Raw genomic sequence first — 16409 nt, 5'->3', positions numbered from 1 at the left:
CTATCCTCCTTGTGTTGCTTGAATGATGAGAATCGAATCGTGGGCTTGCAGGTAATGACGGTCATGATCTCCCCGGGCGATAACTTCCTGGTTCACGGCAACAGCAAAGCCGGTTTGTTTGTCGCCCATGTGGGCCACAACAACGCTTTGGAGCGTAGCCCCTTCGGCTACTTCATACGGACGGTCGTTGATGGTGATCTTCATGTCGCATTCCTGAAAAGCATGTTGCTTTAGGAATGACGATAAGCGCGCAAGAACAATAACAAACTAAAACGCACGCGGTCAATCTTACTTTTCCCTTCGGCAGTACTAACTGCATCAGGTTCGTAGGGTATTATCTCAGCACTATGGCACCCCTAAAGCGTAACAAAGGTTAGGAGTTTATTTGAGATTGTCAAAATAAATCTGACAGACGGCCCGGCAGGGGATCACCTAAAACACTGATCCATAACTACATAAAACTCGTGCAGCAGCCTGTAATTTATACATCGGCGGGGTCGGGTATAACGCCAAAAAGCAAAAGTCCGGAGTCATTACCGACCCCGGACCTGATCTTTATTTTCCCCCACGCTTCCGGTTCTCCCGGACCTTCTGTCGCATTTCCTGCTTCTTTTCGGTATACTTCGTGAATTGATCCGGCGTTAATACAGCCTTCAGCTCTTCATCCTTCGCCTTGTTATTATCTTTTGCCTCCTTAAACCTGCTCCGGCGATCGCCGCCCTCGGCCTTGATGTCCTCCATCTGGCCGGCATATTTTACATTGATGGCGTGTACCTTAGGTTCTTGCTCGGTTGTGAGCGCTAATTCTGTCTTCATCCAGTCGGTCCATTTCTGGGCGCGTTGTTCGGCGGTTAATGGGGTGCGGTCGGCTGTTTGGGCGGTGGCTGGGATGTGGGAGATGATGGCTACTAATGCGGCCAGGAGTATTGAAATTTTTATTGTGCTCATTTTATTGTTGGTTATGTATTTGTTTAATGTTCTTTTAACGCCCGGTGTGTTTTAACGTCATGTGTTGTTTTAACGCCATGTGTTGTTTAACCCCAGGCCTTCGCTGGCGCTCAGCCTGGCCTGATCTGTTACGCCCTTACAGGGCTGACGGGAATTTTTGCTTATTATGTTTGGGGTGAAGGCCCTATTATTGCGCTATGCGGGGGTTATGCTGCCTGTGGTGAGGTTTAGTATATATTTTATACCTTTTACTGTTAGCTCGGCGGTGTGGTTGCCATTGAATACAATGGTGCCGGTATAGGTGAAGGATCCCTTGCCGGTAACGGTGCCGGTGATCGTCGCCGACGCGGTGCCGCTCAGAATTTGGTGCGACGCTTTATCGACCACGACATCGTCGAGGGTAATGTCAACGCTGCTCGAGGTCGAGTTTCGATTGCGGATCTTCGATTGAAACGTTCCCGCGCTCTGGTAGTGAGCGTCTATGCTGTACGTGACTACGGTATTCTCCAGTTTCGTGATCGTAACGTCTGCCGTCCCCTCGTGTGCAGACGAAATACGCGGGCCGTCAAATTCGCCGTCGTAGGTAACGTCCACCTCCATTGTTTTGGGCGCATCGTTTTCGCAGATAAGCTCATAATGGTAGGTGTACGCAAACGAATAGGTGACAGAGGAGCCCGACGGGTTTGTCACGTTCAATGTAAGATCACTTTCAAAACCGCACGTGGCCGTGCGGCCGCCATCATAGGCGTCCACCACGCTACCGGTAACAGTGGCCGACTGATCTACGACCGCCGCAAAGCCAGAAGAGCTTTCCGCCAGAGACGATGCGATCATTTCGGCCGCTTCATCGTTTGAGACGGCTTCCTTTTCATCATCGTCTTTACAGGCACCGGCAGCCAGTACCAAACATGTCAGAAATGTCGCTTTTAAAGTTTTCATAGTGGATTGTCGTTAAGGAATGATGGTTTAAAGAGTCGCGTTCGTGTGAATTTTCGATGTTTAGAAACCCCACGCCGGCAAAGGTTTAATACTCCCGGAAACTTTTTTTTACCGTTAAGGTCCTTCCGGCAAACCCGGAAAGTGCATCGGTAAATCATACATTTCTTCCGTGCGAAGGGTCACTACCTTGGTGCAGAACGCTGGATACCAGGGTTAAACCATGAGCCTGTTGCGATGAGTGCAGAGCGAAGAAAACGCGTATTGCTGATCACCTATTACTGGCCACCGGCCGGTGGATCGGGTGTACAGCGTTCCGTAAAATTTACCAAATACCTGCGGGAGTTCGGCTGGGAGCCGATCATTTTTACCGTTCGCAACGGCGAATACCCCGAGCGCGACCAGACTCTGATACGCGACATCCCCGAGGATATAGAGGTAGTCACAGCCCCCACGTACGAGCCTTACGCTATCTTTCGCGCACTTACCGGTCATAAACAACACGTTAACGCCAACCTCTTTCATAACCGGCAAAAGAAAGGTGTCATCAGTCGCCTGCTCTTCTGGATAAGAAGCAATCTTTTTATACCCGACGCGCGCATAGGCTGGCTGATCCCCGCGAAGCGCCGGCTGAATACATTCCTACGGCAGGAAAGCGTAGACGCCATTATCAGCACAGGTCCACCCCATACCGTACACCTCATCGCCGCCAGCGTCAGCAAGAAATTCTCCATACCGTGGCTGGCAGACTTTCGTGATCCCTGGACGGGCATCGACTACTTCGACAAGCTTGCGTTGACCTCCGCCGCGCGAAGACTACACCAACGGCTGGAATACCGCACGTTGACACAAGCCGACAGTGTCATTACCGTGAGCCCGTTCCTGCAAAAAATGCTCGAAGGGATTTCCCACAGAAAGGTACATGTCATTACCAACGGGTTTGACGAAGAAAACTTTATCCATAAACGACCGGCACCCGACACGCGGTTCACGATCGTACACATGGGCATGCTGGGCGGCGCACGCGACCATCGCATCTTCTGGCAAGCCCTGGCCACGCTGGCTCAACACGATCAGGCTTTTCACGAGGCGCTGGAAATACGCCTGTACGGCAAAGTCGATGCCGGGATCCTGGAAGCCGTGCCGCCGGTATTAGCCCGCAATACCTCCCTCGAACATTATGTACCGCATGCCGTCGTGCCGAAGATCCTCCAGCGTGCACAGTTATTATACCTGCCTATACACGACTGTGCCATCGATGCGGGCTTCTTACCCGGAAAATTATTTGAATACCTGGCGGCACGACGTCCCATTATTTCGATCGGCCCGGTGCATGGCGATGCCGCGAATGTGATCCGATCGCTGCAGGCGGGTGTGACCGTACACTATACCGACCTGGATGCATTGATCCACTATTTCCGCGAACGCTTTCAGGCCTATCAGGATCACATACCGTTCGAAGCGTCGTCATCCCTCGCACAATTTTCACGCAGAAACCTGACAGCGGCGCTGGCCGATCTACTCAACACACATCTACCGACCCCATCTTCTCATGGAACCTCACCTGGATAACCCGATCCGGTTTGCACTCGCCGGCTGCGGCCGCATAGGCCTGCGGCACGCCTCCCAAATGCAAAAGTACGGCATACTAGCAGCGGTATGCGATGTCGACGTCACCAAAGCCACGGCGCTTGCCGCGAGCAGCGGCGCCATCGCTTATGATTCCCTCGACGCCCTACTGGAACAAGAAAAAGACCTTAACCTGGTCGCGATCTGTACGCCTAACGGTTTGCACGCACGCCATTCGATCCAGGCCCTGCGCGCCGGTATACATGTGCTCTGCGAAAAACCCATGGCCCTGTCTACGCAGGACTGCGGTGAGATGATCCAGCAGGCGGAGCACGCCAACCGCCGATTGTTTATCGTGAAGCAAAACCGACTCAACCCACCGGTGGCCGCCGTTAAAAAGCTCATCGAAGAAGGCAAGCTCGGCCGCATCTATACCGTTCAGCTCAACTGCTTTTGGAATCGTGACCAGGAATATTATTCCTCGTCCGACTGGAAAGGCACGCTGGCGCTGGACGGCGGTACGCTCTACACCCAGTTCAGCCACTTCATCGACTTATTATACTGGCTGGTAGGCGACATTCGCGAAGTCCATGCCCTGGCCGGGAACTTCGAGCACCAGGATACCGTCGAGTTCGAAGACAGCGGCGTGGTGATCCTGAAGTTTCACAACGGCGCCCTCGGCACCATCCACTTTACGATCAACGCCTACCACGAGAACATGGAAGGCTCGCTTACCCTCTTTGGCGAGAAAGGCACTGTCAAGATCGGCGGGCAATACCTCAACACGGTAGACTACCAAAAGATCGAAGGCTATACCATTCCCGACGTGGCACCAGGAAACCCCGCTAACGACTACGGCAAATACCGCGGCTCGATGTCGAATCACAACCTGGTGTACGACAACATCGTGGACGTGCTGCGCCACAACGGTTCGATCCTCACCAACTGCTACGAGGGTCTGAAGACGGTCGAGATTATCGAGAAGATCTATAAAAGCGCCGTGATGGCCCAACCTGTATACCGATGACATTACAACCTTTTCCACGCGAGATCCGCATCGTCGATCTCGCCGCGCAATACCGTCGCTACCAGCTGGAGATCGATGCGGCCATTCGCGATGTACTGGCGACGGCCGCCTTCATCCAGGGGCCGCAGGTCGCCTCGTTCGAGCAAGCCCTGCGCAATCACACCGGTGCCGCCGCCGTTGTATCGTGCGGCAACGGAACGGATGCGCTGCAGATCGCCATGATGGCCTTGGGGCTGAAGCCCGGCGACGAAGTCATCGTGCCCGTCAACACCTACGTAGCGACGGCCGAAGTGCTGGCCCTGCTACGCATCACCCCCGTATTTGCGGACGTGGACCCCGCCCGTTTTTTATTGGATGAGCGCCGGCTGCATTCCTATATAACACCAAAGACCCGGGCCATCGTGCCGGTGCACCTGTACGGCCAGTGTGCTGACATGGAAAGTATACTCGATATCGCCGCGCGGCACAACCTGTTCGTTATTGAAGATACCGCGCAAGCGCTCGGCGCAGTCTATACTTTCTCCGACGGCCGGCAACAAATGGCCGGTACCATGGGCACCCTCGGCACGACATCCTTTTTCCCCACCAAGAGCCTGGGCTGTTACGGCGACGGCGGTGCCATTTTTACAAACAATGCCCTGTATGCCGAAAAGATGCGCATGATTGCCAACCACGGCCAGCGCATCAAGTATCATCACGAACTGGTAGGCATCAACAGCCGGCTCGACACGTTGCAAGCTGCCATTCTGCAGGTAAAGCTTCAGTACCTTCCGGAAGAAATTCAGAAACGCAATGCCGTTGCTGCCTTCTACGATAGCCAGCTGTGCACGACGTCTGAAATCCAACTGCCCGCGCGCAGCGATCGCTCCACCCACGTCTTTCATCAATATACCATTCAGACCAAACACCGCGATGCGCTCAAAGCGCACCTGGTTGCCCGTGGCATTCCGGCCGCCTTATATTACCCCCTGCTGTTACATCAGCAAAAGGCGTATCGGGCCTATAGTAGCGACACCTTTCCGGTAGCCGGGCACATACAGGCACACATGCTTTCCCTTCCCATCCATCCCGAGATGCAGGAGGACGAGCTGATGTTTATCTGTTCAGAAATTAAAACGTTCCTGGCGGGCCTGCGTCAGGCAGGAAGCGTATAGCGTTCGAGTAAGAGCTTTTTCTTTTGTGCGGATACTGCCACCAGGCTGCCATCTTCCATTTCCAGCTCGCCACCCTTGCCCCGGAAGTAGCGGGTTACCTTGTACAGGTTGATGATGGCCGAATGATGCACCCGAAAAAAAATACCGGTATGCAGCAACGATTCCAGCTCGGTCAGGTTCTTGGACAACAGCAGCTTTTTACCGGCTCCATAATAGATAATGGAATATGCGCCGCTGGCCTGGCACCAGGTGATGTCGTGCGCCGACAGGAACACAAACCCTTCGCGTACCGGGAACCCGATCTTGCGGGCAAACGGCGATGCCAGGGAAGCTTCTTCTAAAAAATACGGGCGTGGCAAGATGTTCTCGGCCGGTCTGGTCATGGCAGTAAGGTTAGCGCACCGCCCACAACCGGGCGGCTATTGATAGTGAGACTGATCTGTTCGAAAAAACGTTGGATGGTGGATGTAAAAAAGGTTAAAAGCTATTAAACCTTTGCATCCACGCCGTGTCTAATCGGCCGTTGTGGCCCACGGGCTCTAATACGATCAGCATGACACACGCCAAAAACACATCGTCGTTGAGCCGGTGGATGCACCCGGGGCTGCTGCTCATCCTCGTGCTCCTGGTCCTGCCTGCGCACACGCCTGTTGCCACGCGCACCAAGCCGCTGCATTTTCCCTACGTAGAAGCCGGACTCACGCCGCGGCAAGCCGCCGCACACCTCGTGAGCCGTTTTACTTACGGAGCAACGCCCGGCCTCGTAGACGAAGTAACGCGCGTGGGACTGGAAGAATGGTTCACCACACAGCTCGAGGCTACCCTTCCGGACGATACGTTACAACAACGCCTGGCACCCTATGACGCTTTGACACTGAGCAACGAAACAATAGCACGCACCTTTGTCCGGAACGGCGCCTTGCTGCGCATGGCGATAAAAGACGGCGCCATCCGGATCGACTCGACGAAAGATAAAAAAGAATATCGCGCCGCGTTACAACAATACCGGCAGCAAAAAGGCTTGCGCTCCGAGCAGGAGCTCATACGGCAATTCGTCAACCAAAAGATCCTGCGGGCTACCTATACACAAAACCAGGTACAGGAGGTACTGACCGATTTTTGGTTCAACCACTTCAACGTATCGTTCACCAAGGGCCTCTGTACGCTCTATATCCCGGCGTATGAGCGGGACGTGATCCGGCCGCAGGCGCTGGGACATTTCCACGCGCTGTTACACGCAACAGCCCAATCGCCCGCCATGCTTTTATACCTCGACAATGCCAGCAGCCGTGGCGTCAACCCCGCGCGTGCCAAACGACAGTCGAACGTTCCGCAGAGACCCAGGGGACTCAACGAGAACTACGCCCGGGAAGTGATGGAGCTCCATACACTCGGAGTCGACGGGGGCTATACGCAGCACGACGTAACCGAAGCCGCCCGCATCCTTACCGGCTGGACGGTATACCCCCGCGGCACCTACCTGGGTGATAGCCTTCTCCGGAGGTTGCCCGACGACGCCACACTGCAAAAACGCGGCGGTTTTCACAAAGATGATTTCCTGTTCGCCCCCAACCGTCACGACGACGGTGAAAAGATCGTCCTTGGAAAAAAATTCCCGGCAGGGGGTGGCTACGACGAGGGAGTGCAACTCTTGAACATGCTCGCAGAGCATCCCTCCACCGCCGCTTTTATCGCACGCAAGCTTGCCGTTCGGTTCGTGAGCGACACCCCGCCGCAGGCATTGGTCGACGCCCTCGCCAAAACGTACCGACAAACCCACGGCGACATCCGCGCACTGCTGACCACCCTCGTAACATCGCCGGCCTTCTGGGATAAGAACGCCCTGCGCGAAAAGACGAAGTCACCGTTTGAGCTTGTTGTCAGCGCGCTGCGCAGCCTGCATGCCGACGTACAACGTCCCTATCCGCTCTTTCAATGGGTAACACGCATGGGACAAAAGGTATACTTCTACCAGGCCCCCACGGGATTTCCCGACAAGGCCGCGCATTGGATCAACACCGGTGCGCTACTAAACCGCATGAACTTCGGCATGGCCCTGGCCGCGGGGCGGATACCCGGTGTGAAGGTGGACCTGCTGGCACTTAATCACGAGCATGAACCCGAAAGCGCAGCCGATGCACTCGCCACCTATAGCGCGTTGCTCCTGCCCGAGCGCAACACACAAGAAACCATCCGACGCCTCACGCCCTTACTCAATGATCCCGCCCTACAGGAAAAGATCGACAGCGCCGCACATGGCACCGCGGCGACAAGACGCATGGCAGACGATGACCCCGAAGAAGACGAGACTGTTCCCGCGAATAACGCCGCGCCCAAACGATATAAACTATCGCAGGTAGCCGGTATCATTCTGGGCTCTCCTGAATTTCAACGGAGGTAACAACTCGGCTATTCTGTAAACAAAACAACATCGACCGATGACATCCCGAAGAGCATTTCTAAAAGCAGGCGGCCTGGCCCTGGTGGGAATAGGCCTCGGCGGCGTGCCCGGCTTTATGGCCCGTGCCGCCGACAGTCAAAAACGTACTGGCCTGTATAAACGTAACAAAATACTGGTGTGTATCTTCCAACGCGGCGCCATGGACGGGCTCATGGCCGTATGCCCGTTCAACGATCCATACCTGCGCGCTGCACGCCCCGACCTCTTTATGTCGCCCGCCCGCAACGGCACGGGTAAAGCCTTGATGGATCTCGACGGCAGCTTCGGCCTGCATCCGGCGATGCAAGCCTTCGAGCCACTCTTTCGCGAAAAGCGGCTGGCGATCGTACACGGCATGGGTTCCCCCAACAACACGCGCTCGCACTTCGACGCCCAGGACTATATGGAGTCTGGCACACCGTTCAGTAAAGCTACCACCAGCGGCTGGCTCAATCGCGCCGTGGGCTTGCTGGGGCACGACGCCTCGCCGTTCCAGGCGGTCAGCCTGACGCCTGCGATGCCCCGTTCGCTTTATGGCGATCAGCCGGCCCTGGCTATACACGATCTCAAAGACTTTGCCCTGCAATCTAAAGGCACGCCGGTAGATCTTTCCACCACCGCCCAGAGCTTTGAGAGCTTATACGATCAGACCTCGTCCGTGCTGCTCAAACAAACGGGCAAAGAAAGCTTCGAAGCCATGAAGATGCTGCAGCAGGTACAAACGGGCAGGTATACACCCGCCGCGGGGGTGGTATATCCGGCCACAGCGTTGGGCACATCGTTGAGACAGATCGCACAGCTTATCAAGATGGATGTCGGCCTCGAAGTGGCCTTTGCTGAATCAGGTGGTTGGGATACCCACTTTAACCAAGGTACCGGCAATGGCGCCTTTGCCCGTAACGCACAAGACTTCAGCAACAGCATTGCCGCTTTCTGGGCCGACCTGGCCGCACGGCAGGATGATGTCACGGTTCTCACCATGACGGAATTTGGACGCACGGTAAAACAGAACGGTACGCGGGGTACCGATCATGGGCGTGCCTCGTGTTCTTTTATTATCGGAAATGATGTGAAGGGAGGATTGGTACACGGGGCGATGCAGCCGCTGGCGGTCGAGAATCTGGAGGATGGACGTGATCTGGCGGTAACGACGGACTTCCGGAGTATATTTAGTGAGGTTGCCGGTGTGCATCTGGACATTCAAAACAAGGATGTGTTGTTTCCGGAGTGGAACGGTAAAAAAATCGGTGTCATGCATAGAGCATGACACCGGGCTATAGCCTACGTGCTTCGAATTGTTACGCCCTTACAGGGCTATGCTTTTACTCGCATTTGCAGACCCAGGCCTTTAGCCTGGGCTGTTGTATCACGCCCCTTCGGGGCTGTTTGCTCCGGCCTATATTTCAGCTTTTGCTGGCTTGTGTGGTATAGGCTGTCCAGAGGTCATCGAGGGTCTTGCCGGTTTGCTTGCTCCAGATGTCGGCGGTGTAGGTGTTGGTGCGCATGGCGTTGTCTAATGTTTTTACCAGGCCGGGTTTTATGTCTTTTTCCAGCCATGCGAGGAAGCGGGCGGTGATGCGGTAGGCGTTTGTGTAGTGCTGACTCGGATTATAGGCGGGTAGCGACCAACCTGCGCCCTGGTTGTCGACGCCGTAGGCGTAGCGTACGTAGTCGGCGATGCCTTCGGTGAGCCATCCGGGGCCTGCGCGGTGCGGATAGGACTGCACGATGTGCATTACTTCGTGGGTGACGACGTCGATGTCGCCGGGATGTGCCTTGAACCATCCGGGACTGAACCGCACGCGACCGCCGCCCGCTTCGGCTACGGCTTTGTAGGTGGTGTCTACGAAGAATGTCACTTCTTTAAGTGAGGCTTTGTTGTATTGATCTACCAACACCGGGTATACTTCAAAGAACGTCTTGATCAGGCGGGCCTTCACCGCGGGATCAAACGACGGATCCTGATTGATAAAATTCAGCGTATAGCCTTTCTCACGAAAGACCTCGGGGGTTTGCGCCTGCACGCCGCATACCGACAACACCCATAACAACAAAGCAATAGAACAGTTTTTCATATATAAATACAATTAGTAGGTAATATCGGGAAAATCGATCTTTGCCTGGTACAGCTGACCCTCCATTTCCGTCGTCCAGCCGAATGCGGTCTTGGCCGTCTCCAGCAAGTCTGTTTTGGCGGCGCCGCTGAAGAAGTGCACAAACTCGCCCCAGTTCATCTGCCGGGTAAAGTGATTGTTGGCGTCCTTGGGGATATATTTCGCCTGAAGCTTAAAGTATTCCACCAGCACCTTTGTCTTACCATACTTGGTATAGATCGGATAGAACCAATCGCGGAACCAGTATGTAAGCGCTTTCGGGTTGTTATTGACCTGGTTCATCACGTGGTCTTTCCACCGGTTGGCTTCATCCGTCAAGCCCAAGCCCAGGTATACATCGTACTGATAGATCTCGGCAAACTTACTGTCGCCCCAGACACCGTTCGGCGGATCACCAAAGCCCGGCGAGCCCTTCGCACCAAAGCTGGCCGACTCTACAATGTGAAATACCTCGTGGGTGGGGAGGTCGATATTACCGGCCTGCGTCAACCAGGTTCCGTCGCCACAGTCGATGGCATTGTGGTAATCGTGCGATGCGTCAAAGTAATACCCCGGGTGTCCCCCGCTATGACGGCCGGTGTGGAATACCGCGTACAGCCTCGGGTCGTCACCATAACCGCCATAGGTCTTTTTGGTATAGCGCCATACATCGCCTACGTATTGAAAAGGCCACCGCACCGAACGATCTACATCTTTATCAAAATACACCACCAGGTCGTCGTCGTAATATACACGTTCCAATACCTGGCGATGATCGTGCCAGTGTTCCGTCCACGATTCCGGCGGCACCGACAACGTCTCTTCCTCCTCCTCTTCTTCGCCATCCGGATCCGGAGTCTCTACAACGGGCTCTTCGTCTTCGCCACCGCTACAGGCCACCATCGTGCTGCCCATAGCCCAAAAGAGCAGGCATAGCAAACCTACTTGAAATTTCCGTATCATGTGTTCACAGATTAAGTCAATAAAAGTCACGGGTACCCTAAAAAGGCCGGAGGAAGATCCGCCGGCCTTTATCCTGGCATACTTATTTTTCCTTACCCAACAATTTTCCTTTTAGGCCAAATTCAAACGTCCCGCCACCATACTCCCGCAGACCACTTGTTTCCGAGGTGAACATGGCCGTCAGGGTCAACCGTTCGATCACCTCCAGGCCTGCGCCCAGCGTGGCATTCTTGGTCGTGTGGTACAATGCGAAGAAGTTCAAGCGCTGGTTCTCCAGGCGTACATCGGCGCCCACGTCGACGATGTTATCGTGACCCTTCACTCCCCGAAAGGCTACCTTGGGTTCCAGCCGCACGGTATTGACTGCACGCTCAAACACCCAAACGTAGCTGGCGGCGGCAAAGAAGAGCGACTTGTCCACGGGGTTCTCATCGTTTTCGAACGTCGACCGGATGTTGGGAACCGACGCCTGCAGCGTAAAGCGATGGTCTGTAAAAGCAATCCCAAAGTCGCCATCAACATACAGGCCGCGGTCGTTGAACTGCATGACCGTGGGATCGTCCAGGTCGCCGTGCAGGTCACTGGTGCTGATCTTTTCGCTCATCACGCCGGCCGACAGCCCCAGGTGCAGGGTGCGTTCCGTGGCCAGCGATAAATGATAGCCATAGGAAGCCATAACCTTTGTGCGTCGCAGCAGGCCGGCCTTTTCGCTATAGAGCACCGCGCCGACGCCGGCCTTCTCGTCAAATTTATAGACACCGCTCAGGTACTGCGTTACAGGCGCCTGCTCGATGTCGTTCCACTGCCGACGATAGCCCAGGTTTATCGTCGCTCCTTCTTCAGCACCCGCCCAGGCCGGATTGGCCAGGTATTGGTTCTGAAAGTAGATCGCCGCCGGAGGATTTAATTGCGCTTGTGCCGGCAGGCTAGCCATCGTGCCGATCAGCACCCCTCCTGCCACAAACCACAGTCGTATAGAAATGTTTTTCATGATAGTCTTTATTTATCGTAGCGAATGATGGTAAGAGAACCCTTCAGCGGTTTGATGCCTGCGCCGGGTTCGATGACATAGAAGTATACACCGTTGGCCAGCGGCGAGCCCTGATAGGTACCGGTCCAATCGTTTGTATAGTCTTCCATGTCGAACACACGCTTGCCCGCGCGGTCGTATACACTCACCCGGTTGCCCGGAAAGATATGGATGTTCCACACTACCCATGTATCGTTCTTACCATCCTGGTCGGGTGTCAGGATATTGGTAGGATCGAGCGCATAGCTGCCGTCAATGCCCACAAAGAACGAAGCATTGCGCTCGCAACCTTCGGCATTTTTACCGGTTACGACATAGCTATACCCTTGCGTAGGGCGTACGGTCAGCACGTCGGTAGAAGAACCGGCAATGATCCCGGGGCCTTCTTCCCATGCATACTGCTCGGCACCCGTAGCCTTCAGTTGGATCGTGGTGCCGCGCTGCAGCGGCAGGCTTGCATCCAGGCCCACCGCCACCGGCAGCGGATCAAAGACGACCTGAACATTATATACAACTGTGTCCACACCGTTGTTACCCGTGCCGCCGTCGTCCTTCACCTGCACTTTCAAAACAACGGTACCTGCATCTGCTTCGGGGTTGAGCTTAAAAGACAATGTAGCTTTGCCATCAACGATCTCGGTTACAGCCGGTACTTTTTCAAATAACGTTTCATCGCCGTCTCTGATCGTAACAGACAAGGCCACCTGCTGATCGTCGTCGCCCTCACCCGGAGTGATCCCCGCCAACGCGATGACGTGGTCCACCGACGCATTACAGGTGCGAATGTCGGCCACGGCGTCAAGGGTCGGCGCCGCATTTTGTCCGGGCATTGTTACGGAGGTGATCGCCGAAAGAATAGTCGTCGCGTTTGTGCCGTACAGCGTGCGGATACGGTAATAGTACGTAAGTCCCCCGCGGCGCCCGGGATCGGTATAGGTTACCTCGTCAGGACCCGTCTTTTTGATGGATGTAAAGTCAACGCCGTTGTCGGAACGGAAGATCTCGTAACCGGTCTCGTTCGTGGCTACGTCCTCCCAGGTAAGCTCGGCCACCGTCTTGGAGAGCGGTGTTGCCGTGATGTTTGCGGGCAGCGGCGGCGCGTTGGGATCAACACCCCACAGTTCCCACTCGGAGATCTGTCCCGGTATCGTCGTACTGCCATTATTGACCGTTACGGTTATCTGATAATACTTGTACTGCACCGGCGTTGCCAGTACAAAGGCGACGGTTTGATTGCGGGAGGCAAACAAAAAACCCGTGCGTGTATCGACTACCGTCCAGCTCGTACCATTGTTGGAGCCTTCCAGCACCCAGTCTTTCGGATCACGGCCGGCAGCATCACCGCCGGACGTAAGCGTATATTTTGTCAGCAGTATATCCGCGCCCGTAGTCGACTCGTAGCGGAACCAATAGGGCAACGGGTTACCGTTCGGAATGAGGTACTTGGATGAAAAACCGTTGTCGATCAGCTTGTCGCTCGTCTCAGCCGCGTTATCGCCGTTTTCGTATTTCACCGTGATCGTTCCGCCGTCGTCGGTAAGATCGACCAGCCTGCCTGTCGGGGTCATCGTCGTAACAGAAACGGCCGGTGTATACGTTGATCCGCCAAAGGCGTTTACAGCCCGTACTTTGTAATAATACTGCGTGCCGGCCACCACGCCCTGGTCTGCGAACGTGGTTGTGTTCGCCGCCACGGCGCCTGCGTTCACAAAGTCCGTTCCGTTTTCGGAACGTACGATCTCAAAGCCGCTTTCGGTAGCGGCGTTGTCCGTCCACTTCAGGATCGTTTCCTGTCCCCCGGTGGTCTTCACCACCAGGCCCGACGGCGCATCGGGAGGATTGGAGCCCGCAATACCCCACTCGGCCATCTGAAAGATGGTCGAGCCGGGATCGAGCATCTGCGCGACATTCAACCGGTAGTAGGTATAATTCGTGCTGTTGGAAAACGTATAGGTCTTCGTCATACCGCGTCCGCTGAAATCCTCCCCGGTACGTGTGTCGAGTACGGTCCAGTCCGTGCCGTTGTTCGACCCTTCGAATGTCCAGTCCTTCGGATCGCGCTCCGGCGAGTCGTTACCTGATGTCAGCGCATATTGCGCCGCCGCCTGAGGCGTATTGCATTGCCACATGATCCAAAGCGGCGCGGCGTTGAACGTCAGGTATTTCGATGCGGTATTTTTGTCGACCACTTTCTCGACCGCCTCGTTGGCACCGTTGCCCGCGAATTGCCCGGTCACGGTGCCGCCCAAACCGATGATATCCTGCGCGTGCAGGCCAATCGCCGGCACGAGCAGCCCTGCACACAGCAAGGGTGTGATGAGGTATAATAATCTTCTCATGATAGGTTATTTTGGATGAGGGTCGGTCCGCTTAGTTCGCGGACCAACCTGTATTCTGCACCAATAGATTATTGATCAGGGTTTCGTCCAGCGGTATCGGGAACAGGTAGTGTTTCTTCTCGAACACACGGGTCTCGAAACGCACGACGTTGTAGAAGTTCGGCGGGTCTGAATTGATGTCCAATCCATACTGCGCCCCGTTGTCGGTCTCTTCTGCGATCTTCCAGCGACGTGTATCGAACCAGCGCACGCTCTCGAAGGCAAACTCCACACGACGCTCTTTGCGGATCGCCTCCCGCATTTCTTCCTGCGATGCCGGGATGGGAACTTCCGGTTCGTCGCCATAGCCGGGAATGCCAGCACGGTCGCGAATCTTGTTGAGGTAATTCACGATCTCGGGGTTACCGGGGTCGTATTCGTTGAGGGCCTCCGCATAGTTGAGGTAGACATTTGCCAACCGGTATAACACGAGCGCACGACCGCCTACACCACGATCGCCTACGATCATATTCTTCCGCGCAATGTACCCCGTGGGGCTGAAGTCCCACTGGCTTTGGCTGGCGCCGGAGTTACCGGTCTTACGGGTGTAGGTGATCAGGCCGGGTGTATTGGGATTGATCCACAGGCGGCCGTCGTAGGTAATGCCCACATAGAAGCGCGGCTCGCGGTTTACCCACTGGTTGTAGATCGTGCGTGCCTGGGTATCGTCGGGCGCACGGAATGAACTCGTTCCGGTTGTTAGGTAGCCGGAAGCGGGGTTAACAATGGGTGTACCGTCGTCATTGTAGCCCAGTACGGGGCTGGTGCCGTTGGCCATGAAGTATGCATCGACCATTTTCTGTGTTACGCCCAGGCCACCGCCGCCGCGGCTCACATCGAGTGCACCGGAGTGGTAGGGTGTCATGTCGTACTGGCGCGTTGTTACGTCGCTGCCCGGGCGACCGAAGATCCACTCGGTGTTCCAACTGTCGAGCACCACATCCCGGCAGGAGAGGAATGCACTGAAATTTCCGCCGGCGTCGTTCTTGCGATACAGGTCGTGGTACGTCGGTACGAACTCGTTGATATAGGCTTTTGCTGCCTCCGCCGCGCGTTGCCATTTAGCCGGGGAATAATCCTGGGGGATGAGCTGTTTGCCGTCGATGTTTTTCAGCTCGGCATAGTCGGTGTTTCCGTTAAACAACGGACTGGCTGCCATGAGGAGCACTTCCTGTTTCATGGCCAGCATGATGCTTCGGGTCATGCGACCGTAGGAGCTAAGGCCGGCAGGGGCATTGGGCAGCGCCTGCGCAGCAGCATCCATTTCGCTTACCACGTAGTCTACGCACTCGTCGAACGAGCTACGGGGTAACACCACATCTTCCAGTCCGGCATCGGGGGGAACAACTTCGTCGCCCAGCAGAATGACGGGACCGAACATGCGCATGAGGTAATAATAGTACAAGGCGCGGAGGGCACGTGCCTCTGCTTTGTATTGGTTTACCAGAGGCTCCCGGCACGGTACGCATTTATCGACGTTTGCCATGAAGTACGTTGCGTTGCGGATGCCCTGGTAATAGCGACGCCAGAACGTTTCGACCCAGCTGCTGTTGGCATTCCAGTTACCGATATTGATCTCGTTCGGTACGGTGCTCCACGGAGCATACTCCGCCTCGTCAGAACCGCCTGTCCATGGACCTGAGTTACCGTGACCGTTGCCGGTGGTCACAAATCGCTGCGCCATTTCATCGGGAATGTTGGCGTAGATATTGGCCAGAAACATTTCCGTATTGTTTTTATTGATAAAGACGTCGGCTTCGGTGAGGCGGTCGTCAGGCACCTGGTCGAGGAAACCCTCCTCGCAAGAACACACGCTCACGACCATGACCCCTGCCAGGCAGAGCTTTATTATTGTCAGTTTCATAAATGCT

At 55.3% G+C, this 16409-nt stretch carries 14 protein-coding genes and 1 riboswitch; of the genes, 5 read left to right on the top strand and 9 right to left on the bottom strand.

Annotation, left to right across the window (positions count from 1 at the left end; genetic code table 11):
* The 3 genes from thiS to KK078_RS16500 form a co-directional block, all read right to left on the bottom strand.
* The gene (gene thiS / locus KK078_RS16510) at nt 1–204 is read right to left on the bottom strand and encodes a sulfur carrier protein ThiS (RefSeq protein WP_254091402.1); all 204 of its coding nucleotides are present in this window, start codon (nt 202–204) and stop codon (nt 1–3) included.
* 74 nt (nt 205–278) lie between these two features.
* Nucleotides 279–368, bottom strand: a riboswitch (TPP riboswitch).
* A 187-nt stretch (nt 369–555) separates the two neighbouring features.
* The gene (locus KK078_RS16505) at nt 556–948 is read right to left on the bottom strand and encodes a hypothetical protein (RefSeq protein WP_254091401.1); all 393 of its coding nucleotides are present in this window, start codon (nt 946–948) and stop codon (nt 556–558) included.
* A gap of 195 nt (nt 949–1143) precedes the next feature.
* Nucleotides 1144–1887, bottom strand: a complete 744-nt coding sequence (locus KK078_RS16500) for a hypothetical protein (RefSeq protein WP_254091400.1) — start codon at nt 1885–1887, stop codon at nt 1144–1146.
* A 234-nt stretch (nt 1888–2121) separates the two neighbouring features.
* Here KK078_RS16500 and KK078_RS16495 point away from each other — a divergent pair, with 234 nt between their 5' ends.
* Genes KK078_RS16495 through KK078_RS16485 form a run of 3 tightly spaced genes read left to right on the top strand, consistent with a single transcriptional unit; the run spans nt 2122 to nt 5634 of the window.
* The gene (locus tag KK078_RS16495; protein WP_254091399.1) at nt 2122–3456 is read left to right on the top strand and encodes a glycosyltransferase family 4 protein; all 1335 of its coding nucleotides are present in this window, start codon (nt 2122–2124) and stop codon (nt 3454–3456) included.
* The gene (locus KK078_RS16490) at nt 3437–4480 is read left to right on the top strand and encodes a Gfo/Idh/MocA family protein (protein WP_254091398.1); all 1044 of its coding nucleotides are present in this window, start codon (nt 3437–3439) and stop codon (nt 4478–4480) included. Before KK078_RS16495 ends, KK078_RS16490 begins: the two co-directional genes overlap by 20 nt.
* Nucleotides 4477–5634 (top strand): DegT/DnrJ/EryC1/StrS family aminotransferase, encoded by a 1158-nt coding sequence (locus KK078_RS16485; RefSeq protein ID WP_254091397.1) that lies wholly within the window; start codon nt 4477–4479, stop codon nt 5632–5634. Before KK078_RS16490 ends, KK078_RS16485 begins: the two co-directional genes overlap by 4 nt.
* On the opposite strand, the gene KK078_RS16480 is transcribed toward KK078_RS16485, so the two are convergent.
* The gene (locus tag KK078_RS16480) at nt 5616–6017 is read right to left on the bottom strand and encodes a LytR/AlgR family response regulator transcription factor (protein ID WP_254091396.1); all 402 of its coding nucleotides are present in this window, start codon (nt 6015–6017) and stop codon (nt 5616–5618) included. The two genes, KK078_RS16485 and KK078_RS16480, sit on opposite strands and share 19 nt — an antisense overlap.
* Nucleotides 6018–6187: 170 nt before the next feature.
* Between KK078_RS16480 and KK078_RS16475 the strand changes: the two genes are divergently transcribed.
* Entirely contained in the window at nt 6188–8035 is a 1848-nt protein-coding gene (locus tag KK078_RS16475; RefSeq protein ID WP_254091395.1) for a DUF1800 domain-containing protein, read from the top strand.
* Between the two features lie 37 nt (nt 8036–8072).
* On the top strand, nt 8073–9341 hold the full coding sequence (locus KK078_RS16470) for a DUF1501 domain-containing protein (protein WP_254091394.1): 1269 nt from the start codon (nt 8073–8075) through the stop codon (nt 9339–9341).
* Nucleotides 9342–9477: 136 nt separating this feature from the next.
* On the opposite strand, the gene KK078_RS16465 is transcribed toward KK078_RS16470, so the two are convergent.
* From KK078_RS16465 to KK078_RS16445, 5 genes are all read right to left on the bottom strand, one after another.
* Nucleotides 9478–10149, bottom strand: a complete 672-nt coding sequence (locus KK078_RS16465; RefSeq protein ID WP_254091393.1) for a basic secretory family protein — start codon at nt 10147–10149, stop codon at nt 9478–9480.
* 12 nt (nt 10150–10161) lie between these two features.
* Entirely contained in the window at nt 10162–11130 is a 969-nt protein-coding gene (locus KK078_RS16460; RefSeq protein ID WP_254091392.1) for a hypothetical protein, read from the bottom strand.
* Nucleotides 11131–11212: 82 nt separating this feature from the next.
* Nucleotides 11213–12121, bottom strand: a complete 909-nt coding sequence (locus KK078_RS16455; protein WP_254091391.1) for a PorP/SprF family type IX secretion system membrane protein — start codon at nt 12119–12121, stop codon at nt 11213–11215.
* A gap of 8 nt (nt 12122–12129) precedes the next feature.
* Nucleotides 12130–14499, bottom strand: a complete 2370-nt coding sequence (locus KK078_RS16450) for a T9SS type B sorting domain-containing protein (protein WP_254091390.1) — start codon at nt 14497–14499, stop codon at nt 12130–12132.
* Between the two features lie 31 nt (nt 14500–14530).
* Entirely contained in the window at nt 14531–16402 is a 1872-nt protein-coding gene (locus KK078_RS16445) for a RagB/SusD family nutrient uptake outer membrane protein (protein ID WP_254091389.1), read from the bottom strand.
* Nucleotides 16403–16409: the final 7 nt, after the last annotated feature.

The organism is Dawidia soli (assembly GCF_018598185.1).
In the GTDB taxonomy this organism is placed as follows: domain Bacteria; phylum Bacteroidota; class Bacteroidia; order Cytophagales; family Cyclobacteriaceae; genus Ohtaekwangia; species Ohtaekwangia soli.
The sequence above is the reverse complement of the archived record's forward strand: the minus strand, read 5'-3'. Positions and strand labels throughout refer to the sequence as shown.